Consider the following 25399-nt stretch of genomic DNA (forward strand, 5'->3'; position numbering starts at 1 on the left):
GGTGAAGCTATAAATAACTATAGTAGTGCTCAGATCATAGCGACTAATGATTGGATGAATCACTATCCACGAGCTATGTTTAATGGACATTCGTCAATGGATATCTATCGTAAGGCCTTCTACCAAGAGATATCACAGCTCCATCAACCAATAATCAATTGGTCAGTATTATTTATTTGAGTCCAGTGGCTAACTTATTCTTGAAATTTAGGATTATTTTTCCTTATTTATTTCCCTTAAAATGATCATAATTAAGAGGACGAGATTTATTGATGAGGAGATTTACATTATGAATAAAGTTTCTAAGGGCCTTGTACTCACTCTTGCTAGTATTACTGTTGGAACTAGTACTGGACTTAGCACTACCCTTTTTCAATCAACCAGTGTTGCCTATGCTGCTGAGATGACAAAGGAAAAGAATGATTTAGCTAATCGTTATATTGCTGATTATTTAGGCAACTGTCAATAGTACGAGCAGAATGATAAAACATTCAAAGGCTTTTCTTCAATCAAGGATATTACCTATTCGCGGGACAATAAGATTAAAATTGACGTTAATGATGACATTTATCAATTATCTAAAGCCCGCCGTTCACTTTTGATTCAAGATTTGCAAAATGGTGTGTATGGCACATTAGCAGACAACGACCTTAAGAAGTTATCTGAAAAAGACATTCAAAAGGGCTGTCCAACTACTGTTTACTTGAATGGAAAAGTAATTGGCCACACTGCCAAGAATGATAACCACCACATTATTTGGGATAAATAACAAAATAAGAAATTTGGGACAAAGCTGGTGTTCCAAATCTCTTATTTTCATTTAAAGATCAATTTCTAGAATAATTGGTGTATGATCGCGGCGTACTCCACTATCGATCATTCCCGCTTCTGTAATCTTATCAGCAAGCCGATCACTGACTAACCAGTAATCAATCCGCCAGCCAGAGTTATTTTGTTTACTAGTAACCACCCGTTGTGCCCACCAGGAATAAACTCCCTTTTCGTCGGGGTGAAGGTGTCGGAAACTATCAGTAAAGCCAGCAGCTAATAGTTTTGAGAAATGCGTACGTTCTTCATCAGTAAATCCAGCTGAATGATGGTTGGTTGCTGGATGAGCTAAATCAATCTCTTCATGAGCCACATTAAAGTCACCACTAGCAATTACCGGTTTTTGCTGGTCAAGTTCATGCAGGTAGTCTCGGTAACAATCATCCCACGTTTTCCGCTCATCTAACCGTTTAAGCCCATTGCCGGAATTTGGTGTATACACTTCCGTAACATAGAAGTCCGGAAATTCAAGGGTAATGATTCTTCCTTCATCATCCATTGGTTCTGGCGCATTAATTTTAGGATAAGTTACTTTCGGCTCATATTGGGCTAAATAAAGGTACATGGTCCCAGCATACCCTTTCCGTGCTGGCTCAACGGAACTTCGCCATGCCACTTCATAATTGGGGAATAATTCTTGTAAAACCGTTAAATGCTTCTTAGTTGGCCCATTCTTTGACAACTTGGTCTCTTGAATGGCGATGACATCTGGCTTCATCGCTGCAATCTTTTTTAATACTTCCCGCGTTTCCCCTGCCCGTACGGAAGTTCCAGTTAGTGCTGCATTAATTGAATCAATGTTCCACGAAATAAATTTCACAGCTATTTCTCCTTTTTATTTCTTGATTTAAGGTCGCTTTCTTTGATGAATACCCCATCGGCAGTTGTCTTACCCGTTCGCTTTGCAATTTCTTGATAAGCTGCGGTAAGTGCTTGTTGATGGTCAACACCCACTAATTTACAAAAGATTAGCAATGCAATCTGTAAATCCCCGATGCTATCGATAAGCTTAGTCCGATTTTCCTTATTATACGCACTCGAAAGTTCGCCAAGCTCTTCAGCCATCTTCATAAATTCGACACGTGGATCCGCGTGGTCAATCCCACGTTCATGCGCCCACTTATCAATTTTTTGAAATAGCTCCTCGTAATTCATCAAATGTCACCTCATCAAGTGATAATTCTAGTCTTAACTATAAAATAAAAGAACTAGCTACGCAATAAGAAAATTTCACGCAAGCCTTCTTAACAGTATTTATCAATCACCGCTGTTATAATTATTGCTAAGGGAAGGAAGTGAAAGAAATGGACTTAACCAATTATCGAATCGATCCTGCTAAGTTTGCTTTAGCTTGCGTGCAAAGTTCACCTGATCTTACCACTGAAGACAAATTAAGGGTTTACAAGGAAGTATATGAAGAAGCGCTTACTTTCTATCACCAAATTCAAACAGCCGTTATTAATAAAGGTCGTTCAAAGGAAGATCGCAGCCTTAAGGAAATGGGAGACTTTTTCGATTTAAAGAACTAAACCAATCACCGAAATCACTACCTATCAAAATCTCCCGTACTACATTGATGAAAAATGTTTTTTAAAATTAATTTACTTTGACTAGGGACTGTGACATAAGTTAAGTTACTTTCATAAAAAGCAAATACGCAGTACAACAATGGCCTCTAACGTCCGGCAAAACCGAACGTTAAAGGCCTATTGTTGCTTACGGGGGCTCGAAAACGAAGTCACAAGTGACTTTTATCTCGCTCCCCTTTAATTTAAAACAAAAAAGAACCCTTGATACACAAGGGTTCTGCACTACTAGTTGTCGCGACGACGTTCAGCGATACGAGTAGCCTTACCAGTACGTTCACGTAAGTAGTAAAGCTTAGCACGACGTACACGACCGTAACGAAGAACATCAATCTTGTCAACACGTGGTGAGTGAACTGGGAAAGTACGTTCAACACCTACACCGTTACTGATCTTACGTACAGTGTAAGTAGCACTGATACCAGCACCGTGGCGCTTGATAACAACACCTTCGAACATCTGGATACGTTCACGTGAACCTTCAACAATCCGAGCGTGAACACGAATAGTATCACCGGCACGGAATTCTGGAATATCATCCCGTAATTGACTAGCAGTAATCTTTTCGATTAACTTGTTTTGACGCATAATATATTTCTTTCCTTTCGCCGACATTCATGTCCTGTATGACGGGCAGCGGAATACCGTTATTCACAGCTAAACAGCCAATAACTACTATACATTGTTTTCAGCTGTCTTTCAAGGGTAAATTAGTGGTTTTCTTTATTAATGATTGAATGACGAATTCCATAGATAAAGTAAATTAACAAACCGATCACGAACCAACCAACCATTAAAATTTTTGCATCAGTATTTAGGCCCCAGAAGATCACGGCCGAAAAGATCGCCGAAATTGCTGGAAGTACTGGATATAACGGTATCTTGAACTGAGCTTCAGGCAAATCTACCCCTTCCCGCGGACGCAAGGCATAAATTCCCAGAGAAACAAAGATAAATGCGACCAGGGTTCCCGCAGAAACAAGGGTTGCTAAGAACGTAAATGGGAAAACAGAACCCAAGATCATAGCCAAGAAAGTAATCATCCATAATGCGTGATTAGGGACGTGCTTATCATCGATTTGGCCGAGTGATTTTGGTAGTAACCCATCTCGTCCAAAAGCATAAATTAGTCGAGAGGAAGCTAAAAGGATTGCGATTAACGCAGAGAAAATACCAACAATCGCTACAACGGAAAGCAAGTTCGCCGTAATATAGTGTCCAGACTGTCTTAAAGCCCAGGCTGCTGGTTCTGCATTATTTGCATAACGGCTATATTTAAACATCCCCACTAATACGAGCGAAACCGCAATAAAAAAGCCTGTTCCTAGTAATAGTGTCCCGATCAATCCTCGTGGCATTGTCTTTTGCGGGTTAATCGTTTCAGCTGTATTAGCCGCAATCGCATCAAAGCCGACATAGGCAATAAAGATTTGTGCAGTCCCAGCTAATATTCCCTGCCAGCCCCCAAAAGTGGTACCTGGTTGATGAGCAGGGAGAAATGGGACATAGTTTTGCGGATGGATTGCAGTTACGCCCACAACAATAAACATTAAAATTACTAATAACTTTACACTAACAATAATATTTTCAATCCGGCTAACCTGATGGACGCCGCGGGAAATTAAAACTCCAACAATTAGAATTGCAAAGGCTGCCAGAATATCAATATAAGACCCTGTATGTGGATCAAACCCACCAGTTAAGGCATGCGGTAATTTAATCCCAAAACTCCCAAGAAATCCTTGCATATAGGCTGACCACCCAGACGCAACAAAAGCGACTGAAATAAAATACTCAGCTAAAAGGGCCCAGCCAGCAATCCAACCAAAGAATTCACCAAACAAAACATTGATCCAGGAAAAAGCGGAACCAGCAAAAGGCAGGACTGAGGATGTTTCTGCATAGGCTAATGCCGATAATCCTGCGCCAATTGCGGCTACAATGAAGGCTAATGGAACGGCAGGACCAGTATGCTCAGCTGCCACAATCCCTGGCAAAGTAAAGATAGCCGTTCCCACTACCATCCCAGTTCCTAATCCAATTAAGTCTCTTGTTCGCAAACTAGGGGTTAATTGTGCATCCTTTTCTTCATAAACGCGGGGGTTCTGCTTAAGAAATAATCGTTTAATTAATTTTTTCATTCGCGTCACCTTAGTCTGGAACAGTTGGATCTTCATCCAGCTTAATATCTTCTAAGATTAATTGCTGTTCCCGACTTAGCTTAGCAGTTTTTAAAAGATCTGGTCGGCGGTGAAGAGTCCGTCGTAGTGATTCACGCATCCGCCATTCTTTAATTTTCTGATGATTACCACTCGTAAGAACTTCCGGTACTTTCATCCCCCGAAAATCTGCTGGACGTGTATATTGAGGATATTCTAGTAAACCGTTACTAAATGAATCTCCCATTGGTGAAGACATGTTGCCAAGGACACCAGGAACAAAGCGGACAGTCGCATCAATCATCACCATCGCTGCTAATTCCCCGCCTGTTAACACATAGTCGCCAAGAGACGCTTCATCGGTAACTAAATTACGGATTCGTTCATCATATCCCTCATAATGACCGCAGATAAATGTTAAGTGGTCTTCCTGGGCTAACTCTTTGGCATAGGATTGATCAAACTTTCGACCAGCGGGATCCATTAAAATAACCCGTCCCTTTGAATACTGATCTTTAGTTTGTTCATGAATTGCATCCATAGCGTCAAAAATTGGTTGCGCTTGAAGGAGCATCCCCGCTCCCCCACCAAATGGCGCATCGTCAACATGGTTATGCTTATCGGTAGTATATTGACGAAAATCGGTCACATTAATATCGATAAATCCATTATCTTGCGCCTTACCGATAATGGATTCCCCCATTGTTGCTTGAAACATATTGGGGAATAAGCTTAAAATATCAATCCTCATTATTCAAGTCCTTCCATTAATTCGACTGTTACAAGATTTTTATCAAGGTCAACGTTTTTAACAACATCATCAATCACTGGTAATAATAAATCTCTTTTTTCTGGACGTTCAACAACCCACACATCATTCGCACCAGGAGATAAAATTTCCTTAATTTTCCCCAGATGACGACCATCTGTTGTTTCAACGTCTAATCCAATAATCTGGTGGTAGTAATATTGACCATCGTCTAATGGCTGTTGATCATCAGCACTGACCATTAATTCATGATCACGGAATTGTTCAACACCATTAATATTATCGTAGCCGACAAACTTAACAAGAACAAATCCCTTATGTTGCCGCGTACTTTCAATCGTCAATGGTAAAGGCTCGCCTGATTGTTGTAGGTACAAGGTATTTCCCTTGGCAAATCGTTCATCAATAAAATCAGTAGTTGCTAATACGCGCACTTCTCCGCGAACACCATGAGTATTTACAATTTTACCAACATTATAATATTCCATAAATTCCTCCTGAAAAGACAAAAACTCCCACAGATTAGTGTGGGAGTTTTAAATTTAGTGACGATGGTCATTAATTAATAACCGGACTCGCTTAGAGTTAGCCCGTCGAGATTGAGTACCCTCGACTATTGTTCGCAATGCTGCGGCAACGTGTCCCTGTCGACCAATTAGACGGCCAACATCATTGGGAGCAACATCAATTATATAACGATGGTAACGTCTATCATCTTTTTGGGTAATTGACAATGCCTGTGGCTGCTTCAATAGCGGAATAACTAAACTACGAATTAACGACTCAATATCTGTCTCAGCCATGACTGATTATCACTACTTCTTAGCGTACTTTGCTTCATGGTACTTCTTCATAACGCCAGCTGCTTGAAGCATGTTACGAACAGTATCTGAAGGTTGAGCACCCTTTTGTAACCATTCCATAACAGCGTCTTCATCAAACTTGACTTCCTTAGGAGTAGTCAATGGGTTGTAAGTACCTACTGAAGTAATAAAACGACCATCACGTGGGGCACGTGAGTCAGCTACAACGATCCGGTAGAATGGACGCTTCTTTGAACCCATGCGCTTTAAACGAATTTTAACAGACATTCTTTGCACCTCCCTGATTTCTTTTAACAGATAATAATATACCAGTGTTCAAATAGAATGTAAAGTATTTTTTCTTGACAGGCTTAAATTTTTTAAATTATTTTTTCTTTCGTAATTTACGAAGCTTTTTAATGCGTTTTTGCTTGTCTTTTTTCATTTTTCGCGCCATGCGGTTCATTGCCATTTGTCCCATCTTGCCACCTGGCATTTGTCCACCAAACATATTTTGCATTCCATTGAAATTACCGTTTGTAACCTGCTTCATCATCTTACGCATTTGATTAAATTGCTTAATCATCCGGTTAACTTCAACAATTGGCCGTCCCGCACCAGCTGCTAAACGACGACGACGACTAGGATTCATTAGATCAGGGTTTTCACGTTCTTCTGGCGTCATTGAAAGAACAATGGCCCGGATATGAGCAAATTGCTTGGGATCCAAATTAAGATTCTTCAAGGCAGGATTATTAGCCATCCCTGGCATCATCTTAATAATGTTTTCCAATGGTCCCATCTTGGTAACTTGATCCATTTGTGCCAAGAAATCATTGTAGTCAAATGTGTTTTCACGCATTTTATCCATTGTTTCTTGAGCTTGCTCTTCATCAAAATTCTTCTGGGCTTTTTCAATTAGGGTCATCATGTCCCCCATACCCAGAATCCGTGAAGCCATCCGGTCAGGGTGAAAGACATCAAGATCCTCCATCTTTTCCCCTTCACCGACAAACTTAATCGGCTTACCTGTGACTGCCCGGATTGACATGGCGGCCCCACCACGGGTATCACCATCTAACTTGGTTAAAACAACCCCAGTAATGTCAAGCTTATCATCGAAGCCTTGAGCTGTATTTACTGCGTTTTGACCAGTCATCGAATCAATAACAAGCAAAATTTCATTTGGATTTACTAGTTCTTTAATGTTTGCAAGCTCATCCATTAATTGTTTATCAATCTGAAGCCGACCAGCAGTATCAATAATGACATAATCATTATGATTTTTCTTGGCTACTTCCATCCCTTCGCGAACAATTTCCACCGGGTCAACATCTGTCCCCTTTTCAAAAACAGGAACATCGATCTGGTCAGCAACTTGTTGTAACTGAGTAATAGCGGCGGGACGGTAAACGTCGGCAGCAATAAACATTGGCCGCGCATGATTTTCATTCTTTAATCGTAATGCCAATTTACCGGCAGTGGTCGTCTTACCTGCCCCTTGAAGACCAACCATCATAATAACAGTTGGAATGTGCGGTGCTTTGTTAAGAGGAACCGCTTCTTCCCCCATCAGTTTTGTCAATTCATCATTAACAATTTTAACGATTTGTTGGGCTGGATTTAACCCTTTCAGTACTTCCGCTCCGGCTGCTTTTTCCCGAACGGTCTTTACAAAGTCTTTTACAACTTTAAAGTTAACATCGGCCTCTAAAAGGGCGAGCCGAATCTCACGCATCGTTTCCCGAAGATCAGCTTCCGTAACTTTGGGCTTGCGTCGTAATTTTTCCATCGCCTTTTGCAGACGATCTGTTAAACCTTCAAATGCCATTTTATTCTTCCTCCAAGCTTTCCAGATGATTTACTAAGTGATTGAGCGTTGCATCGTCTGGATAGTTTTCTCGGACGTATCGTTGAATTCGATCCGCCTGTTGATTACGAACTTGAAATTCAGCATACAAATGCAATTTGGCCTCGTAATCTTCTAATATGCTTTCTGTGCGCTTTATATTATCATATACGGCTTGACGACTAACATGGAAATTCTCGGCAATTTCGCCCAATGAGTAGTCATCCCCGTAATAAAGCTCTAAATAATCATTTTGTTTTTTGGTTAATAAGGGTTGGTAAAACTCAAATAATGAATTTATCCGATAATTCTTTTCAATTTCCATATCGTCATACCTGCCTAGTCAACTTCGACTAATCCCTTGAACAGGCCATAAACAAAGTCGCCAGCATCAAACTTCTGGAGGTCATCTACCTTTTCACCGAGCCCCACATACTTAACCGGTAAGTGGAGTTCATTACGGATAGCAAGGACAATTCCCCCACGAGCAGTTCCGTCTAGTTTTGTTAAAACAATCCCTGTTACATCGGTACTTTCCTTAAATAGTTTAGCCTGATTAAGAGCGTTTTGACCAGTTGTTGCATCCAAGACTAACAATACTTCATGAGGAGCATCTGGAATTTCACGAGTAAGAATGCGTTTCATCTTAGCTAACTCATTCATCAAGTTAACCTTGTTTTGGAGCCGACCAGCAGTATCAACGAACAAGATATCATAGTTTTCATCTTTTGCCCGTTTTACTGCATCAAAGACGACAGCCGCTGGATCACCGTTTTCTGGTCCGGTAACGATGTCAACACCATCACGTTTTGCCCATACATCTAATTGCTCAGTGGCCCCCGCCCGGAACGTATCAGCAGCCGCTAGAAGAACTTTCTTACCTTGCTTCTTAAAGAGGGCGGCCATCTTACCAATTGTTGTTGTCTTTCCGGCTCCATTAACACCGACAAACATAATAACAGTTGGTCCTTCTTTTGCCATGGTTAAGTCAGGATTTTCGTCTTGACCAGCTTCATCGTAAAGTTCGACCATTTTTTCAATAATGACGTTGGAAACATCCTGCTTGCTCTTAGCGTTTTGCAGTTTTACTTCTTCTCGCAATTCATCACTGAGCTTCATTGCCATATCATAGCCGACATCAGATTCAATTAACATATCTTCAAGATCATCAAAGAAGTCTTCATCAACATGCCGGAAATTAGCCAAGAACTTATTTAACCGTGCCCCGAAGCCTGTCCGGGACTTCTCAAGCCCGCGATCGTATTTCTTAACTGTTTCAGATTCTTGATCCTCTTCTGGTTCAGGAGAAGGTTGTTGTTCCTCATCACCATCATTTTCTTCAGAATTATCAGTCTCATTTGATTCTTCAGTAGCTGAGGAATCTTCTGCCACTTCTTCTTTAGTTGGCATTACTGGTTCTTCAACTGTTTTTTCTTCTTCTGCAACGGGTTCGGTTGGTTCAACGGCTGTTTCAGTTTCAGCAGAATTAGAAGATGGTTCTTCTGCAGAAATAGTTTCTTCCGGAGTACTAGACGACGGTACTTCTTCTTCAGAAACACTTGAGGCTGCTACCTCTTCTGAGTGACTTTTCTCGCTAGTATCCTCTTCTTTTTCTTCTTTAACCCTGTTATGAAGTATTTCGTGAGTTCCATCCGGGTTAATCTTTTCCTCATAGCTATCGGCAGGAGGAATATTTACCGGTTCCGGATGAATTGGTGCAGAAGCTGGTGTCGCACTCGTCGTATCTGCTGCTTCATCTTCATGCGCGGTTTCAGATTGAACAACTGCGCTTGAACTATCAGGCGTTTTTTCCTCTTCTTTTTTCTTATGCCGGCGAAAAATATCAAATAATCCCATACTCGAAGCCTCCTAAATTAGTTAATTGTCACTCTCTTGTAAAGTATCAACAACGTCCACTGATACCATCTTTGAAACTCCTGATTCTTGCATTGTAACCCCGTACAGTACATCAGCGTCCATCATTGTTCCCTTGCGGTGGGTAATGACGATAAATTGTGGACCTTCAGTACCAAATTTGCTGAGGTAGTGTGCAAAACGTTGTACATTGACCTCATCCAAGGCTGCCTCTGGTTCATCAAGAATTGCAAATGGAACTGGGCGGACTTTTAAAATAGCGAATAGTAAGGTAATCGCCGTTAATGCTCGCTCCCCACCGGATAACAATGAAAGATGTTGATTTTTCTTTCCCGGTGGCTGGGCCATAATATCGACTCCGGTTGTTAATAAGTCATGGGGATCGGTTAAGACGAGTTTAGCATGACCACCAGAGAAAATTTGTTGGAACGTCTCATCAAACTTTTGTGAAACCTGATTAAAGGTTGTAATAAACCGTTTCTTGACTTGGGCATCCATCTCACCCATCGTCTGATTAAGCTGAGCTCGAGAGGCGAACAAGTCGTCTTGTTGTCCCTTCAAGAAATCGTACCGTTCACGAACACGCTCATATTCTTCAATCGCTCCAACATTAACTTGACCAAGATCATCTAATCCCCGCTTTAATAGCTTCAATCGGGTCGCTAAGGTCTCTTCGTCCAAGTCACTCATCTGTTGGCGAGCTTCATCAATGGTCATGGAATATTGCTCAGATAATCGATTAAGAGCTTGCTCAACCATTGATTCATACTTCACGCGCTCTTCATTTAAGTTATTACGATCATCAAGGGCTGCCCGCTGAAGTTCTTGCAGACGATTATAATGTGCTTCGGCTTGTGACAGCTTTTGCTCAAGTTCTTCAAGAGCAACTGAATTATCTTCCAGTTGCACCTTAGCTTTTGCCTGCTCTTCTTTAGCATCTTTTAAGGCTGTCTGTGTCGATTTTTCACTTGTTGATTGACTAGCTGATTGAGTCGTTAACTCAGCGATTGCAACCGTGACCTTTTCTAAACTCTCCTCAACTTCTCGCCGTTGCCGGTTATACTCTTGACTTTGGCGTTGATATTGTTGAAGTCGTTCTTCGGCCACTGCAATTTTTTGTTGCATTTGTGATAATTGTCGTGCCTGAGTCGACTCATCATTCTGTAATTCATCGATCTGGGTAAGAATTTGCTTAATCTTTGCCACAACTTGCGTCAATTTCTGGTTTACTTTATCAGCTTGTTTATTATTTTGTTGAACTTGTGATTCGTAATCCTGATGTTGAGTGTCTTGCTGTTTATTTTGGGTTTCTAAAATCTGTACCCGATTAGTAAGCGTCTCATGCTTACTTGAAATCAACTGGCAATTACTTTCTTGCTCATGAAACTTATCTTGTAAAGTCTGAACTTGTTGCTGATAATCAGCTACTACTTGTTCGTTCGCTTTTTGCGCTTGTTGTAGTTTAGCAATTTCTTGCTCTAAGTTTGCTGCAAGCTGTTCCTGTTTTTTTAGCTCTTCTTCCAGTTGCTTAGCCATTTGCTTTTGACTTAAAAGTCCTGTTCGTTGACTACGGGTGGCTCCCCCAGTCATCGCTCCACTAGCATTGATCAACTGACCGTCAAGAGTTACCACCCGTACCATATGACGACCTGCACGAGCAATCTCAGTGGCATGATCAAGGTTGTCAGCAATAACCGTTGTTCCTAGTAAGTGATCAGCAATAATCTGAAACTTTTGATCAAACTTAATAAGTTCTGTTGCTCGACCCAAAAAGCCAGGGAGACCAGTTAGTTGTGGCCAAATGTTTAATGGTCGCCGGTGGCTAAGCGTATCAAGCGGCAAAATAGTTACCCGGCCAGCGCGAGTCTTAATCAAGAAGTTAATAATTGCTTTGGCAGTAGCTTGCCGGTCAACAACCAATTGCTGAAGCTGGCTTCCTAATACTGTTTCAACCGCTTGCGTGTACTTGGCAGGAACATCAAATAATTCACTGACTGCTCCCGCCAATCCAGGAAATTGCTGCCGTTGCCGAAGGACTTCTTGAACTCCCCGGTAATAGCCGCTATATTCATCGGCCATTGACTGATAAGCGTTAATTCGCGACTTAAGCGACCGCACATCTCCTAATGCTACATACCAATCACGTTGTTTTGTTTGGTACCCGTAATTAAGTTTTTCACGGTGATCTTGAGCTGCTTTTAGTTTTTCACTGACAGTCTGTAGGCTTCCCTTAGTAATGGCTGCTTCTTGTTGGTAGCGGTCATATTCTTGATTAATTTCTGCAAGCTGGTTCTTAGTAGCGTCAAGTTCCTCGACATTCTGACGTTGAAGACTCATCGCCTGTTCATGATTACGTGACAAGAAAGATTGCTGATTATGAATCGTTGTTCTTTCCTGCATCAAGCTAACTTGTTGGTTACGTAAATCCTCCACTTGCTGTTTTAGGGTCGCGATCCGCTCACTGCTACTCATCTTTCTGGCTGTTTCAAACTCAGCTTGCTGACCATTAATCAACGCTTTTTGTTCAGCCAATTGCTCGTCATTTGCCTGTTGGTTTGCCTTAACCTCTTTTAAACGTGCATTGAGTTCAGCCTGTTGGGTAGTTAACCGCCGTTGCTCATTTTCACGTTGTTCACGACGAACACTAGAAACAGATTGCTGATTCTCATACTTAGCAATTGCCTCCGTCTGATTTAAGATAATCGCTTGGAGACGATCTTTAGTTGCGTTTAGTTGTTGGCGCTTTCGCTTCAAATTATCAAGCTGTTGCTGATCACGGCCTGCTTGTCCTTGATAGTCCTTTACCATCGCTTCTGCTTGATCGAGCTTGGCACCTAATTTGGTTAACTTTTCATAGTACTCATCATAATGACGAACTGTTTGTGTCCGATCAAGCACATCAAATTGTTTCTTTTGTTCCAAGTAATCTTGGGCAATTGCACTTTGCTCTTCTAAAGGTTTGATCTGCTTTTCTAACTCACTAATAATGTCATTTACCCGGTTAAGGTTTTCCATCGTCGTAGTAAGTCGCTTTTCAGCTGTTTCTTTGTTCTTCTTATACTTAGCAACGCCAGCAACGGTTTCAATGATTCCCCGCCGATCAATTGGTTTGCCGTTAAAAATTTCTTCAATCCGTCCCTGGGAAATAATGGAAAAGGATTCTCGACCTAAACCAGAATCAATGAACAAGTCTGTAATGTCCTTTAAACGGACGTTTTGGTCATTGATTAAGTACTCACTATCACCATTGCGGTATATTTTACGAGTAATGGTAAGCTCAGTAAATTCACTAGCTAAGTAATGATCGCTATTATCTAGCGTAATCGAAACTAGGGCCCGGTTTAAAGGTTTTCGATCTGATGACCCATTAAAGATAACATCAGCCATCCGATCTCCCCGTAAATGATGAGCCGACTGTTCGCCCATTACCCATTGAATAGCTTCGATAATATTACTCTTTCCACTACCATTCGGACCAACAATCCCTGTCATTCCGGGCTCAAATTTAATTGTTGTTTTTTGGGCAAAGGATTTAAAGCCGTCCAAAGTTAAAGACAATAATTGCATCAGTTATTCCTACTTACTATTTATTTTTATTTCTCATATTATCAAGTGCCTGTTGTGCTGCTTGCATTTCAGCATGCTTCTTTGATGAGCCCTTTCCTTCACCGATAACGTCACCGTTAGCAGTAACATTTACTTTAAATTCAGGATCATTTTCTGTTCCGCTTTCCTCCACCAAATGATATTCAATGGCAATGTCACCGTCACGTTGGAGAATTTCCTGAAGACTAGTCTTGGCATCAACAGCATGATCAAACCAGCCCATATCAAGTTTAGGAAAGATAACCCGTTGGACAAATTTTTCGACTGCTGGTCGGCCTTGATCTAAATAGAGGGCACCAATAAATGATTCAAAAATATCACATAGCAAGCCTGGCCGTTCTCTTGCGCCGGCCATTTCCTCACCATGACCCAAGCGAATATATTGATCAAAATGACATTCCTTGGCAAATTTAGAAAAACTATCTTCACATACCATTGCCGCTCTTAAGCGAGTAAGTTTTCCCTGCGGCAATTCAGGGAAACGTTTATAAATATATTCTGAAACGATCAGTTCCAACACAGCATCGCCAAGAAATTCAATCCGTTCGTAATATTTTAATCCTTGGTTAGGATGTTCATTTACGTACGAAGCTTGAGTGAAAGCTTCTGCTAATAAAGCAGGATTATCAAAATGAATATTAAATTCCTTGGCCAGGTAGTCTTGTAATTCTTCGATCATAAAAAATTCCTTTCGTTTTTGACTTAAAATTATTAAAAATGTCTAAGGCCTATTATACTAAACAACCCGCTATTCCGCAGGTAATTTTAATAATATTCGAAAAAATTAAAGGCTGTGAAAAAACTTTCGCCTTTTCTCAGCCCCTTACTTTTCTACCTTAATAAAATAATTAAACGGTTTGATTAGTTGGCAGTATGTTCTGCAATGTAATCAACAACTTCACCGATTGTACTTAACTTTTCAGCATCTTCATCATTAATTTCTTCGCCAAACGTATCCTCTAATTCGAGAACAAATTCAACAAAGTCAATTGAATCAGCATCCAAATCTGTCTTTAAGTTCAAATCATCAGTAATCTTAGCCCGATCAACATCAAAATGGTCAGCAACAATCTCTGAAACCTTATTAAAGATTTCTGTTTTCTTATTATCAGCCATTATTATTAACCTCTCTTTACTAGTTCGCTACTTATTCTATTCGTTTTTCTTAGAATTGTCTAGATTTTCGGTGTTATCAAAAAATTCAACTGTTTTTTCAATCACACCCGTTTTGATCATCGTTCTGATTTGACTAATTGTATTTTTCACTGCTAAAGCATTAGCAGATCCATGAGTCTTAACAACGGGGGCCTTAAGTCCTAATAAGACTGCCCCACCATAAGTTGAAGCACTCATTTTTTGCCCGATTTGATGGAAAACGGGCTTTAGCATAAGATAACCTAACTTAGCACGGAGACCACCATGTAAGATTCCATCTTTAATTAACGTCATCATCATCTTAGCGGTTCCTTCAGTCGCTTTCAAGGCCGCATTTGCCGTCCACCCATCACTTACGACAACATCTGCCTTGCCAAACAGGAGGTCGCCAGACTCAATATTGCCGACAAAATTCAAATCGTCTTTGCTATTGAGGATTTGCCATACTTCTTTATGTAATTTGTCACCCTTATCTTCTTCTGCCCCATTGTTTAATAGCGCAATCCGAGGGTTCGCAACTCCCAATACATTTTCGGTATAGAATTTACCAAGGTAAGCATATTGTTCCAAATTTTTCTCTTTACTTTCAGCATTTGCACCAGTATCGAGGTAGACAAAATTATGTCGACTAGCACCCGGCTTGGCAATTGGCAAAATACTAGTGAGTCCCGGACGGTCAATTCCTTTAATACGGCCAACAATGAAAAGGCCGGCCGCCAAAATTGCCCCAGTGTTTCCCGCAGAAAAGAAGGCATCAGCTTTTCCTTCTTTAACTGCTGTTGCCGCGCGAACAATTGACGAATCTTTTTTTCGTCGAATCGCCCGGACTGGTTCTTCACCCATTGAAATCTCTTCACTGGTAGCAACAATATTAAGCCGCTCATTATTTTTTATTAAGGGTTTAACTTTGTCTGGATTTCCATAAAGGTCAAATTCTAGGTCGGGGTAAAGGTCTCGGGCCTCTTCTACCCCTTCAATGATTATTTGGGGAGCATTATCTCCACCCATTGCATCAACAGCAATTTTCATAAAATTTCCTCCTCATATTAGTCAAAGTGCGTTTCCAGTTCATGACGCTTTAAATATAAAACAAGTGGCTGATTTTCATCGACCTGATCCCAATTGGGCATCCCTAATAGGTTCCCAGCATCAGCACGGGCAATTTGCAGCATTTTCAAATCAGCAACCGGATCACCCACTTTAAATTCTGGCATCCCCGATTGCTTTTTTCCTAAAACATCTCCAGATCCCCGTAGTTTCAAGTCTTGTTCAGCTATCTTAAATCCATCATCGGTAGCAACCATCGTTTTCATCCGGGCTTTTCCTTCATCAGTTTTCGGATCGGCAATTAAGAGACAATAGCTTTGCCGGCTGCCTCGACCAACCCGACCACGTAATTGGTGAAGCTGTGCAAGCCCAAAACGATCAGCATCATATATAACTATTACCGTTGCATTAGGATTATCAACACCAACTTCAATAACCGTGGTTGCAACTAAAACTTGAAGCTCACCAGATTTAAACTGGCGCATCGCTTCATCTTTTTCTTCCGTCCCCATTCGTCCATGGAGTAAGCCCACTTTATAAGCTGGCTCAAGATCGGCCGATAGCTGATTATAAAGATCAGTCGCGTTTTGTACATCTAGAGCCGCTGATTCCTCAATCAAAGGACTCACAACATACGCCTGTGCTCCTTGCTTTAATTGTTCACGTAAGAAATGGATTGCTGCGGCATGTTGGTTAGACTGTAGCCACTTTGTTTGAATTGGTTTTCGCCCAGCCGGTAATTGGTCAATTATCGAAACATCCATTTCACCATAATTAGTAATCGCTAGTGTCCGTGGGATAGGGGTCGCTGTCATGGCTAATACATCAGGATGTTCGCCTTTTTCACGAAGTTGCTGACGCTGGTTGACCCCAAAACGGTGCTGTTCATCAGTAATTACCAGACCAAGATTAGCATACTCAACTCCATCTTGAATTAGCGCATGGGTTCCGACAATGAGGTTGACATCCCCCCGCTTCATCGCCGTCAATAGTTCCCGATGTTGCTTAGCAGTCAATGAACCAGTCAGAAGAGCAACCTGGACATGGGTTCCTTCAAAAATTTTCGCTAATTTCTCAGCATGTTGTCCTGCCAGAATTTCTGTCGGCGCCATTAAAGCTGCTTGATAACCGGCAGTAATAGCTGCATAAATGGCAATAGCAGCAACAATTGTTTTTCCAGAACCAACATCTCCCTGTAACAATCGATTCATCTGGTATGGTTGACGCATATCACGGCAAATTTCATTAACAACCCGTTTTTGGGCATCAGTTAATTCAAATGGGAGTCCGCCAATAAATTCTTTTAACTCGTCATTATGGTATAAAATCCGCTCGCCATCTTCTTGACGGTGGGCACGGCGAATTGCTTGCAGTCGTAACTGAAACAGGAAAAACTCTTCGTAAGCTGCTGTTCGGCGGGCGGCTTTTGCAGTTGCCTGAGTTTGTGGAAAGTGAATTTCCCTAATCATTTGTCGCCGATCCATTAACCGGTATCGTTGACGAATCGTTTCTGGCAAATACGTTGGAATGATATTGGCATATTCCTCGTAAGCTTGACGAATAAAACTTTGGAGGACATTTTGCCGGATATGCTTATTCACCGCATAGACCGCACCAAACTCATTTCGATCATCAGCTTTTTCCTTAAGAAGCTTGTTTCCTGTTACTTGACGGCGAGATGCATCCCATTTCCCCATTACAGTTACTTGCTGATTTAGTTCGATTTGCTTTTTAATATAGGGCTGATTAAAAAAAGTTGCGATCACCACTTCATTACCTACCTGCATTCGAAAGGTAAGCCGGTTGCGCCGATAACCATAGCGGACCAAGAGCGGTTCTGACACCACTACTCCTTGAAGAGTAATTTTCTGCTTATCCTTGGCGCTTTCAATGTCTGTAGGCGTAAAATCGTTATAGCGAGTGGGATAATACGTCAACAAATCTTCAATAGTATCTACTCCCAGAGTAGCTAGATCTGCTACCCGCTTAGGACCAACTCCTTTTAAATTGGCGACGGAATCCGTTAAACTCCGCAAATCTTTCACCTCTTTTTTAACACAACCAGTAACCAAAATAGGAGTGGGAATAAAAGTAGTCCTTTATTAACCCACCCCTATAGGAATTAATTTAATGTGCCGCTATTCAACCGAAATCAGGTATGGATAAACTGGCTGACCACCATCGTAAATCTGAATATCTAATTCATCATCTACTTCTTCAACTGCTGCTTTAATCTCTTCAGCAGTTTTTTGATCACCACCAGCTCCATATAAGATCGTTACAATTTCACTATCCTCGTCAAGCATGGCTTTAACCATCTTAATAGCGGCTTCTTTCAGCTCCAAATCAGTAGTGACGATTTTACCATCAACAATTCCCATGTAGTCGTCTTTCTTAATTTCACGACCATCAATTGTTGTATCACGAACAGCATTAGTAACCGCTCCACTGGCAACCGTATTTGTATTAGCTTCCATATTTGCTTGATTTTCGTCCAAAGATGCTTCTGGGTTGTACTCAAGCAACGCACTCATCGCTTGGGCAATCGTCTTACTGTGGACAATTTTTGTTGGAATATCAGCGACTTCAGCAGCTTGATCAGCAGTCATAAAGATGTTGCCGTTATTTGGCAGAACAATAGCTTGCTTGGCACCACTATTATTAATAGCATCAAGAATATCTTGAGTGCTTGGATTCATTGTTTGACCACCTGTAATGATATGGGTAACACCCAAGCTCTTTAATAATTTCGCTATTCCTTCTCCTGATGCGACGGCAATAACAGCTGTCTGGAGGTCCTTTTTAGCTTCTGCAGCTGCTTTTGCCTTCTCAATTGGTGACTCACTGTCAGCGTCTTCTTCATCTTTTTCCATGATCTCTTCTTGTTGCCAAACCATGTTATGAATTTCAATTGTCTGTAAATCACCGAATTGTTGACCCCAAGATAAAATTTTACCAGGATGCTCGGTATGAACATGGACCCGCACAACTTGATCATCGTTTAGAACAAGTAAACTGTCGCCTAAGTCAGCTAAGTAGTTATAGAAAGTATCATAGTCAAACTTTTGAGTCACTTGTTTACCCTTACCAAGTCGTACCAACATTTGAGTACAGTAAGTATACTTGATATCTTCAGGATTAAGCTTTCCTTGAACGCTTTGGTGATCCATGGCGTGAACCATCTCATCAACTTCAGCATTGTCAGGTTTATAGTCATCACTTTTATCTACGCGGCCACTCAAGGCTTCATCAAAGGCTTGAAGTACAAAGACGAGTCCTTGCCCACCAGAATCTACCACGCCAACTTCTTTCAGGACTGGCAATAAATCCGGCGTCTTTTTAAGCGCTTCTTCACCTGCTTCATAAATAGTATGCATAATCTCAACAAGATCATCAGTCTCTTTAATCTTATTGAGGCCTGCTTGAGCTGATTCACGAACAACAGTTAAAATGGTACCTTCTGTTGGCTTCATCACAGCCTTGTAAGCTGTCTTTGCACCATTAGCATAAGCATTAACAAAGTCAGCAGTAGATAAAACATCCATGCCTTCTGTTGCCTTTGCAAAGCCACGGAAAATCTGCGATAAAATAACCCCAGAATTTCCGCGTGCTCCCATCAAAAGGCCCTTTGCTAACGCTGCACTCAGGTCGCCAACCCTCTTACTGGTTTCGTTGCGTTCGTACTTGGCACCGCTTGCCATTGAAGAAGTCATGTTTGTCCCGGTGTCTCCATCTGGAACTGGAAAAACATTTAATGAATTAATAAATTCAGCGTTCTTACCAAGTTTATCGGCGGCCGCCTGGACCATTTTACCGAATTCAAGGTTTGTAATTTTTGTTACAGCCAATTCGAAATTCCTCCCCAATGCTCGCTTAATCTTCTAGTGTCCGCACACCTTGGACACATACATTAACTGAATTTGCCGTAATACCGAGCATTGTTTCAAGATTATACTTTACCTTTGCTTGGACACTTTTTGATACTTCTGAGATCTTTGTGCCATAGCCTACAATAATATTTACGTCAACAGCTACACCATTATCTTGCTGCCGAACAACAACGCCGCGCGCAAAATTTTCACGACGAAGAATTTGGTTAACCCCATCACGGAGGGGGTTTCGGCTTGCCATTCCAACAACACCGTAGTTATCAGTAGCAGCCCCACCAACAACTGATGAAATCACATCATTATCAATGTCAATTGTACCTGACTTAGTTTTGATTTTTACTGCCATCGTCATGGCCTCCTTATAAAATTACCAATTGATTTTAGAATCCTATGATACTAAAATTCACAATTAAATCAATACCATCATACCATAGCATATTTCACTAAAAAAGTAACTGATGGATATTTTTGCAGTCGATCAATGGGGTTAATCAATTATTGTAAAAAATAAGCCGCCCAAACTGGACGGCTTCATTTTAATTAAACCCGAGTCACTTTACCTGACTTCAGTGTACGTGCTGAAACGTATACCTTCTTAGGCTTACCATTAACTAAAATGGTTACCTTTTGCAAGTTAGGCTTCCAGCTACGCCGACTTGAGTTAAGGGCGTGAGAACGCTTATTACCAAATTGCGTCCGTTTACCGTTGATAAAATCTTTAGCCATTGGTGATACCCTCCTCTTTGCTTCATAATTTTTTCGTTTACGCAAAACTGCGATGTAACTCACCTAATTAATCTACCATAGGCATCGTAACAATGCAATAGTTTTCTTTCAAGTAATTTTCCTTGACAGGGTATTTTTCCATCAAAAACCTATTTTAATTGGTCGCTACACTGAATTACAGAAATAATTCCACTTTCAAATGAAAAATGGTTTTCTTCAGCTGTAAATTCATTGCTTGTCCACGAAAATGGAATTTGACTACTCCAGTTTTGCAGTGGATATTTTTCGTCTTTTAACGTAAGGCCTCGAACAGGAGTAAGATTGACAAAGGCCAGGTACTTCTTATGCGGCAGGCGAGAAATAGTGTAATCCCCTGGCAAGTAGTAAGAGACAACATTTTGACAGTCAATAATCTTAATCTTGGTTAAGTATGGTTTAAATTCACTCTGCAACGGAAGAAAGAGGTTAGCTAATAAATGATCTAAGCGTCCTCCCGTTGCACCAAAAATTTCAATTTCATCAGCCTGTTCTTGGATTGCAAATTTCACGCCCAATTGCGTATCAGTATAATCTTTTTCAGGAGGATAAGTTTTTATACGAGTAATTTTACCTTCTAAACCTTGCAATTCCTCCCCGGTAACGGAATCAAAGTCACCAATTGCTAAAACCGGCTTAATTCCCCACCTTAATAATCTTAAAGCCCCCCGGTCAACCCCAATCCATTTTTCATCTTTACGTTGCAAAATCAACTCGGTTGGAACCATTTCAAGCGGACCGCCAACTAGTATATTTACTCTCATTTTTTACTCCTAAAAAAATGGATCTTCAATATTCAGACAAATCCGAACTAGAAGATCCATTTTTGTTTTTTACTTAATGTGACTAATTACTTAGTAGCATCTTCAAGAGCCTTGATTCGTTCAGCAGGATCTTCAGCGTTAAAGACATATGAACCTGCAACTGCTACTGTAGCACCGGCTTTGTAGCAATCGACAACTGTCTTATCGTTAACTCCACCGTCTACTTCAATATCGAAATTATAGCCCTTTTCTTCTTTAATTGCGTTTAATTGGGCAATCTTGTCAACGGTTTCCGGTAAGAACTTTTGACCACCAAATCCAGGGTTAACAGTCATTACCAAGACTTGGTCAACCATGTGTAATACTGGTTCAATCATCGCTACTGGTGTACCTGGGTTAATAACAACTTCGGCTTTTACGCCACCGTTTTTGATAATTTGAAGAGCACGGTGAATGTGTTGAGTAGCTTCTACTTGAACACCAATAATATCAGCGCCAGCATCAATGAACATTGGTAAAATATGTTCTGGACTTTCAACCATCAAGTGCACATCCAATACCATGTTTGTAATTGGACGAATAGCCTTAACAAAACCTGGTCCGTAAGAAATACTTGGAACAAAGGTGCCATCCATAACATCAATGTGTAAGTATGGTGCACCGGCCTTTTCTACCTTTTCAATGTCCTTTTGTAAATTTACATAATCTGCACTTAAAATTGATGGTGCAACTTTAATCATCCTGATTCCCTCATTTCTTATAATTTGGTTTTTGATTAGCAATCAATTCATGGAACTGAAGATAATCATCATACCGACTCTTCATGATTATACCATTGTTTACCGCTTCCTTCACAGCACATTGTGGTTCTTTTATGTGAAGGCAACCCCGAAACTTACAATCAGCTGAAATTTTAGCCATTTCAGGGAATAAATGCGGCAAATCATTTACCGTCATATCAAATGTTTCGTACGATGAAAAACCTGGGGTATCGGCTATCAGAGCACCGTTAACATCTAGTAAACTTACTTTTCTTGTTGTATGCCGTCCTCGTTGAAGCGCTTGGGAAATTTCACCAGTCGCTAATTTTAATTGGGGAGCCAAATGATTAAGCAAGGTTGACTTCCCTGCTCCTGTCTGCCCCATCATTGTTACAATATTTCCCTTTAATTCTTCCATCAAACTTACTAATTGATCAGGGTTAAAGGGCTCACGGGCCGCATAAACATGGTAGCCAATTTTACGATAGCCCTCGATCGTTGGTAAAAGTTGTTGGTACTCATCATCTGTCAGTAAGTCAGTCTTTGAAAAATAAATTAAAGGAGTAACATCTTGGGCTTCTAAAGCAATCAATTGACGATCTAAAAGGTTAGCGGAAAATGCTGGTTCTTTAGCTGAGGTTACGACAACTGCCATATCAACATTAGCAACAGGTGGCCGCACCAACTGATTGCGACGAGGCAAGATTTTTAATAAATACCCTTCCTGTTGATTTTCAGCACTGAATTCAACATGATCGCCAACTACTGGCTTGATCTTTCGTTGACGAAAGTTTCCACGCGCCCTTGTCCGATAAATCTTTTCATCTGCAATTACATCATAAAAGCCACTTAATGATTGTTGGATTATTCCTATTTTCAAACTGCACCTCCATTATCCAGTAATATTTGTTGCACTCATAATCGTTCGTCCATTGCGAACAACACGGTATGCACCTGTTTGTCCTTGTTTAAGGGTAAATGGCACATTAATTGTTGTTTCCTGATTAATTGTAATATCTTGATACTCCATTGTTAAATTATGGTTGGCATCTCTGATATATACCTGTACACGGTTTTCACGCTGGCCACCATTTCCATCGAATGGAATGTTAATCTGAATATTCGTCGTCTTTGTTTGATTACCAGAATTAGCAATGGAAACCGTTAACGTATCACCATGATTTAATGTCGATCCGGCTCGCGGCGTCTGATTAATCACATGGTTAGTCGCGATTGTTTTTGATTTTTTCTCTTGAGTTGTCAATTGCAAATTATTTTTATTTGCAAACTGTTGCACAGCACTAATATCTTGATTCTTAAAGTTTGGAATCTTAATTGGTTCTTTCCCTGCGCTTACCCGAAAAATAATTGTGTTAGCAGCAGGCTTAACAATCGTACCTTTTTTGTGGTTTTGTCTGATAATCTGTCCCTTATCGATATCATCCGAATACACTGGTTCTTGATGAACTTGAAATCCCTTGCGACGAAGGTTAGCGGCTACTGAAGAATAGTCCTCACCAACATAATCAGCCATTTGCAATTGCTTAACTCCTGTACTAACCGTTAAATTAATTGGGGTACTAACACGGGTCTTATGGCTGACGTCAGGATTAGTTGAAACAATTCGGTTTTTATCAACCGCCTGACTATTTACTCGAGTAATCTTACCAATCCGTAAGTTTTGCTGGTGCAATCGTTGTTCTGCCTTTAGCACTGTCATTCCTTCTACATCGGGGATGATTACTTGACGGATCAAGAACCACCAACTACAGACTGCAATCAGCACAATCATGCCAAGCGTTCCACTAACAATCCCATATTTTTTCCACTTTTGCGGTTTAGTTGATGGATCAACGGTTGGTGAATCAGTTGACTTCTTTGGTTGGTAATCATCAGCTTTTAGGTGTTTAATATCTAACACCTTAGTTTCTCCATTATCATCTTGTTGGATCTTTAACCGCGGCTCATTAGCTCTTTGTGGATCAAGGACGGTTTTCAAATCAGCCGCCATTTCATCAACTGAACTATACCGCTCAGCTGGTTCCTTTGCTGTCGCTTTAATGATTACGTTTTCGAGTGCTTGAGGAATTTCTTTGTTCTGTTCACGAACAGAAGGTATTTCTTCGCGGAAATGCTTCAAGGCAATTGAGACAGCCGTTTCTCCTTCAAACGGAACCTTTCCTGTTAGAAGTTCAAACAAGATAATTCCTAGTGAATAAATATCTGATTGTTTAGTAGCAATGCTTCCTCGCGCTTGTTCCGGGGATAGGTAGTGAACTGACCCCATCAAGGTATTAGTCTGCGTTAATGAGTCTTGCGATACAGCAACCGCAATTCCAAAATCAGTAATTTTAACGTTTTTATTTTCATCAATTAAGATATTTTGTGGTTTTAAGTCCCGGTGAATAATCCCATGAGCATGGGCGGTCGCAACTGCTGAAAGCACCTGTTCCATAATATCAATAACTTGTGGAAGTGGAATCGGATAGTGCTTTTTTATATATGCTTTAAGGTCTGTCCCCTTTACATATTGCATTACCATGTATTGCAAGCCATGATCCTCATCAACGTCATAAATTCCAACAATATGAGGATCATTTAATTGCGTTGCGGCCATTGCCTCCCGGTGAAATCGCCGTTTAGTACTTGGATCGTCCCGTAAGTCAAGACGCAATAGTTTAACAGAAACGTCTCGATCAAGAACCATATCATGTGCCAAGTAGACATTAGCCATTCCACCTTCACCCAGTGACCGAATTATCCGATATCGGTGACCAATTTCATATCCAGGATTCATTTCCTATCCCTCCTGGTTACTATTAATCCCAATTAAAACGGTAATATTATCTGGTCCGCCGGCATCATTTGCCATTTTTATAAGTTGAGCACATTTCTCTTCAAGCGGTCTCGGCAATTCAAGCACCTTGATAATCCGCTCCTTAGAAACAGTCTTAAACAAGCCATCAGAACACATTAACAGTTGATCACCTTCATTTAATTCAAAGCGGTTTACATCAACTTGTGCATCCTGTGAGATTCCAATTGCCCTTGTAATTATATTGCTCTGGGGTAGCTTTAGTGCTTCATCTTCTGATATATCTCCCGTTTTTACCAATTCATTAACCAATGAATGGTCTACTGTAATCTGCGTTAATAGGTTTTGATGAAGGATATATCCTCGACTATCACCAATGTTAGCAACCACAACCGCATCCTTAAATGCAATAGCGGCAACCATTGTTGTTCCCATCCCCTGCAAGCGAAGATTACGTTTGGATTGCGCTAAGATTTTATTATTGATTAATTGGGTTTCACGAGCAAACCAGCGGATCCCTTCCATCGAAGTCTGCGGAGGCCTTTTTTTAAACTGACTCCCCAAAGTCGCAACTGTTTGCTCTGCAGCGATATCTCCGCTACGATTGCCACCAATTCCATCAGCAATAACCATTAATTGATTGCCTAGCTTGTTAGTAAACACAGCAACCCGGTCCTGGTTTTGCTTTCGTTGGTGGCCGATATCTGTTTGATAAGCAGCTTTCATTAAT

At 40.8% G+C, this 25399-nt stretch carries 27 protein-coding genes and 1 pseudogene; 4 read left to right on the plus strand and 24 right to left on the minus strand.

From position 1 onward, the window contains the following. The 3 genes and pseudogenes from QOS06_RS02295 to QOS06_RS02305 all read left to right on the plus strand — a co-directional run. Positions 1-180 (plus strand): annotated as a pseudogene (locus QOS06_RS02295) (IS30 family transposase); the annotation flags it as partial. 109 nt (positions 181-289) lie between these two features. After that, entirely contained in the window at positions 290-469 is a 180-nt protein-coding gene (locus QOS06_RS02300; protein WP_283595451.1) for a hypothetical protein, read from the plus strand. A gap of 129 nt (positions 470-598) precedes the next feature. After that, positions 599-769, plus strand: coding sequence for a hypothetical protein (locus QOS06_RS02305; protein WP_003671553.1), 171 nt, complete (start codon positions 599-601; stop codon positions 767-769). 51 nt (positions 770-820) lie between these two features. Here QOS06_RS02305 and QOS06_RS02310 read toward each other — a convergent pair whose 3' ends face one another. Together QOS06_RS02310 and QOS06_RS02315 are read right to left on the minus strand one after the other, a co-directional pair. Beyond that, complete coding sequence (locus QOS06_RS02310) at positions 821-1648, minus strand: exodeoxyribonuclease III (protein ID WP_283595452.1); 828 nt, start codon at positions 1646-1648, stop codon at positions 821-823. 2 nt (positions 1649-1650) lie between these two features. Continuing rightward, positions 1651-1983, minus strand: a complete 333-nt coding sequence (locus tag QOS06_RS02315; protein WP_003671551.1) for a MazG-like family protein — start codon at positions 1981-1983, stop codon at positions 1651-1653. Positions 1984-2132: 149 nt separating this feature from the next. Here QOS06_RS02315 and QOS06_RS02320 point away from each other — a divergent pair, with 149 nt between their 5' ends. Then, the gene (locus QOS06_RS02320; RefSeq protein ID WP_003671550.1) at positions 2133-2357 is read left to right on the plus strand and encodes a hypothetical protein; all 225 of its coding nucleotides are present in this window, start codon (positions 2133-2135) and stop codon (positions 2355-2357) included. A gap of 285 nt (positions 2358-2642) precedes the next feature. Here QOS06_RS02320 and rplS read toward each other — a convergent pair whose 3' ends face one another. From rplS to QOS06_RS02430, 22 genes are all read right to left on the minus strand, one after another. Then, positions 2643-3002 carry a 50S ribosomal protein L19 gene (gene rplS, locus QOS06_RS02325; protein WP_035160263.1) on the minus strand — a complete coding sequence of 120 codons (360 nt, stop codon included), beginning with the start codon at positions 3000-3002 and terminating at the stop codon, positions 2643-2645. 122 nt (positions 3003-3124) lie between these two features. Further along, positions 3125-4555, minus strand: a complete 1431-nt coding sequence (locus QOS06_RS02330) for an APC family permease (protein WP_283595453.1) — start codon at positions 4553-4555, stop codon at positions 3125-3127. A gap of 10 nt (positions 4556-4565) precedes the next feature. Then, the gene (trmD, locus tag QOS06_RS02335; protein ID WP_283595454.1) at positions 4566-5324 is read right to left on the minus strand and encodes a tRNA (guanosine(37)-N1)-methyltransferase TrmD; all 759 of its coding nucleotides are present in this window, start codon (positions 5322-5324) and stop codon (positions 4566-4568) included. After that, positions 5324-5830, minus strand: coding sequence for a ribosome maturation factor RimM (rimM, locus tag QOS06_RS02340; protein WP_168240506.1), 507 nt, complete (start codon positions 5828-5830; stop codon positions 5324-5326). Before rimM ends, trmD begins: the two co-directional genes overlap by 1 nt. A 54-nt stretch (positions 5831-5884) precedes the next feature. After that, positions 5885-6145, minus strand: a complete 261-nt coding sequence (locus QOS06_RS02345) for a KH domain-containing protein (RefSeq protein WP_283595455.1) — start codon at positions 6143-6145, stop codon at positions 5885-5887. Between the two features lie 12 nt (positions 6146-6157). After that, positions 6158-6433 carry a 30S ribosomal protein S16 gene (gene rpsP, locus QOS06_RS02350; protein WP_003663816.1) on the minus strand — a complete coding sequence of 92 codons (276 nt, stop codon included), beginning with the start codon at positions 6431-6433 and terminating at the stop codon, positions 6158-6160. A 97-nt stretch (positions 6434-6530) separates the two neighbouring features. After that, a complete protein-coding gene (ffh, locus tag QOS06_RS02355; RefSeq protein WP_283595456.1) occupies positions 6531-7976 on the minus strand; it encodes a signal recognition particle protein in 1446 nt (481 codons plus the stop codon). Position 7977: 1 nt separating this feature from the next. Beyond that, on the minus strand, positions 7978-8319 hold the full coding sequence (locus QOS06_RS02360) for a putative DNA-binding protein (RefSeq protein WP_003663818.1): 342 nt from the start codon (positions 8317-8319) through the stop codon (positions 7978-7980). Positions 8320-8333: 14 nt separating this feature from the next. Then, on the minus strand, positions 8334-9851 hold the full coding sequence (gene ftsY, locus QOS06_RS02365) for a signal recognition particle-docking protein FtsY (RefSeq protein ID WP_085678747.1): 1518 nt from the start codon (positions 9849-9851) through the stop codon (positions 8334-8336). Positions 9852-9872: 21 nt separating this feature from the next. Continuing rightward, the gene (smc, locus tag QOS06_RS02370; RefSeq protein WP_283595457.1) at positions 9873-13436 is read right to left on the minus strand and encodes a chromosome segregation protein SMC; all 3564 of its coding nucleotides are present in this window, start codon (positions 13434-13436) and stop codon (positions 9873-9875) included. 16 nt (positions 13437-13452) lie between these two features. Beyond that, positions 13453-14154, minus strand: coding sequence for a ribonuclease III (rnc, locus tag QOS06_RS02375; RefSeq protein ID WP_229411996.1), 702 nt, complete (start codon positions 14152-14154; stop codon positions 13453-13455). A gap of 182 nt (positions 14155-14336) precedes the next feature. Beyond that, the gene (gene acpP / locus QOS06_RS02380; RefSeq protein WP_003663823.1) at positions 14337-14591 is read right to left on the minus strand and encodes an acyl carrier protein; all 255 of its coding nucleotides are present in this window, start codon (positions 14589-14591) and stop codon (positions 14337-14339) included. Positions 14592-14627: 36 nt separating this feature from the next. Further along, complete coding sequence (gene plsX, locus QOS06_RS02385) at positions 14628-15659, minus strand: phosphate acyltransferase PlsX (protein WP_283595458.1); 1032 nt, start codon at positions 15657-15659, stop codon at positions 14628-14630. 17 nt (positions 15660-15676) lie between these two features. Then, the gene (gene recG / locus QOS06_RS02390) at positions 15677-17749 is read right to left on the minus strand and encodes an ATP-dependent DNA helicase RecG (protein ID WP_267865366.1); all 2073 of its coding nucleotides are present in this window, start codon (positions 17747-17749) and stop codon (positions 15677-15679) included. A 66-nt stretch (positions 17750-17815) separates the two neighbouring features. Next, the gene (locus QOS06_RS02395) at positions 17816-19525 is read right to left on the minus strand and encodes a DAK2 domain-containing protein (RefSeq protein ID WP_229412000.1); all 1710 of its coding nucleotides are present in this window, start codon (positions 19523-19525) and stop codon (positions 17816-17818) included. A 25-nt stretch (positions 19526-19550) separates the two neighbouring features. After that, a complete protein-coding gene (locus tag QOS06_RS02400; protein ID WP_003663831.1) occupies positions 19551-19913 on the minus strand; it encodes an Asp23/Gls24 family envelope stress response protein in 363 nt (120 codons plus the stop codon). A gap of 194 nt (positions 19914-20107) precedes the next feature. Beyond that, the gene (gene rpmB, locus QOS06_RS02405; protein WP_003663833.1) at positions 20108-20293 is read right to left on the minus strand and encodes a 50S ribosomal protein L28; all 186 of its coding nucleotides are present in this window, start codon (positions 20291-20293) and stop codon (positions 20108-20110) included. Between the two features lie 149 nt (positions 20294-20442). Next, the gene (locus QOS06_RS02410; RefSeq protein WP_078009330.1) at positions 20443-21093 is read right to left on the minus strand and encodes a thiamine diphosphokinase; all 651 of its coding nucleotides are present in this window, start codon (positions 21091-21093) and stop codon (positions 20443-20445) included. Between the two features lie 86 nt (positions 21094-21179). Next, entirely contained in the window at positions 21180-21833 is a 654-nt protein-coding gene (rpe, locus tag QOS06_RS02415) for a ribulose-phosphate 3-epimerase (RefSeq protein ID WP_035153182.1), read from the minus strand. A gap of 10 nt (positions 21834-21843) precedes the next feature. Further along, positions 21844-22734: a ribosome small subunit-dependent GTPase A gene (rsgA, locus tag QOS06_RS02420; protein WP_098046310.1), complete on the minus strand. Its 891-nt coding sequence runs from the start codon at positions 22732-22734 to the stop codon at positions 21844-21846. A 12-nt stretch (positions 22735-22746) separates the two neighbouring features. Beyond that, entirely contained in the window at positions 22747-24651 is a 1905-nt protein-coding gene (gene pknB, locus QOS06_RS02425) for a Stk1 family PASTA domain-containing Ser/Thr kinase (RefSeq protein ID WP_098035183.1), read from the minus strand. Between the two features lie 3 nt (positions 24652-24654). Beyond that, positions 24655-25395, minus strand: a complete 741-nt coding sequence (locus tag QOS06_RS02430) for a Stp1/IreP family PP2C-type Ser/Thr phosphatase (protein ID WP_078009326.1) — start codon at positions 25393-25395, stop codon at positions 24655-24657. Positions 25396-25399: the final 4 nt, after the last annotated feature.

The sequence above is a fragment of the Limosilactobacillus sp. DJ3M12 genome, assembly GCF_947381695.1.
In the GTDB taxonomy this organism is placed as follows: domain Bacteria; phylum Bacillota; class Bacilli; order Lactobacillales; family Lactobacillaceae; genus Limosilactobacillus; species Limosilactobacillus kinnaridis.

Bases quoted from the DNA above. Each gene is read 5' to 3' on its own strand.
- rplS (WP_035160263.1), bottom strand. From the start codon at position 3,002: ATGCGTCAAAACAAGTTAATCGAAAAGATTACTGCTAGTCAATTACGG.
- QOS06_RS02400 (WP_003663831.1), bottom strand. From the start codon at position 19,913: ATGGCAGTAAAAATCAAAACTAAGTCAGGTACAATTGACATTGATAAT.
- trmD (WP_283595454.1), bottom strand. From the start codon at position 5,324: ATGAGGATTGATATTTTAAGCTTATTCCCCAATATGTTTCAAGCAACA.
- rpsP (WP_003663816.1), bottom strand. From the start codon at position 6,433: ATGTCTGTTAAAATTCGTTTAAAGCGCATGGGTTCAAAGAAGCGTCCA.
- acpP (WP_003663823.1), bottom strand. From the start codon at position 14,591: ATGGCTGATAATAAGAAAACAGAAATCTTTAATAAGGTTTCAGAGATT.
- rimM (WP_168240506.1), bottom strand. From the start codon at position 5,830: ATGGAATATTATAATGTTGGTAAAATTGTAAATACTCATGGTGTTCGC.
- QOS06_RS02300 (WP_283595451.1), top strand. From the start codon at position 290: ATGAATAAAGTTTCTAAGGGCCTTGTACTCACTCTTGCTAGTATTACT.
- ftsY (WP_085678747.1), bottom strand. From the start codon at position 9,851: ATGGGATTATTTGATATTTTTCGCCGGCATAAGAAAAAAGAAGAGGAA.
- QOS06_RS02345 (WP_283595455.1), bottom strand. From the start codon at position 6,145: ATGGCTGAGACAGATATTGAGTCGTTAATTCGTAGTTTAGTTATTCCG.
- QOS06_RS02320 (WP_003671550.1), top strand. From the start codon at position 2,133: ATGGACTTAACCAATTATCGAATCGATCCTGCTAAGTTTGCTTTAGCT.
- rpmB (WP_003663833.1), bottom strand. From the start codon at position 20,293: ATGGCTAAAGATTTTATCAACGGTAAACGGACGCAATTTGGTAATAAG.
- QOS06_RS02360 (WP_003663818.1), bottom strand. From the start codon at position 8,319: ATGGAAATTGAAAAGAATTATCGGATAAATTCATTATTTGAGTTTTAC.
- rnc (WP_229411996.1), bottom strand. From the start codon at position 14,154: ATGATCGAAGAATTACAAGACTACCTGGCCAAGGAATTTAATATTCAT.
- QOS06_RS02410 (WP_078009330.1), bottom strand. From the start codon at position 21,093: ATGAGAGTAAATATACTAGTTGGCGGTCCGCTTGAAATGGTTCCAACC.
- QOS06_RS02430 (WP_078009326.1), bottom strand. From the start codon at position 25,395: ATGAAAGCTGCTTATCAAACAGATATCGGCCACCAACGAAAGCAAAAC.
- QOS06_RS02330 (WP_283595453.1), bottom strand. From the start codon at position 4,555: ATGAAAAAATTAATTAAACGATTATTTCTTAAGCAGAACCCCCGCGTT.
- smc (WP_283595457.1), bottom strand. From the start codon at position 13,436: ATGCAATTATTGTCTTTAACTTTGGACGGCTTTAAATCCTTTGCCCAA.
- QOS06_RS02315 (WP_003671551.1), bottom strand. From the start codon at position 1,983: ATGAATTACGAGGAGCTATTTCAAAAAATTGATAAGTGGGCGCATGAA.
- ffh (WP_283595456.1), bottom strand. From the start codon at position 7,976: ATGGCATTTGAAGGTTTAACAGATCGTCTGCAAAAGGCGATGGAAAAA.
- plsX (WP_283595458.1), bottom strand. From the start codon at position 15,659: ATGAAAATTGCTGTTGATGCAATGGGTGGAGATAATGCTCCCCAAATA.
- pknB (WP_098035183.1), bottom strand. From the start codon at position 24,651: ATGAATCCTGGATATGAAATTGGTCACCGATATCGGATAATTCGGTCA.
- rpe (WP_035153182.1), bottom strand. From the start codon at position 21,833: ATGATTAAAGTTGCACCATCAATTTTAAGTGCAGATTATGTAAATTTA.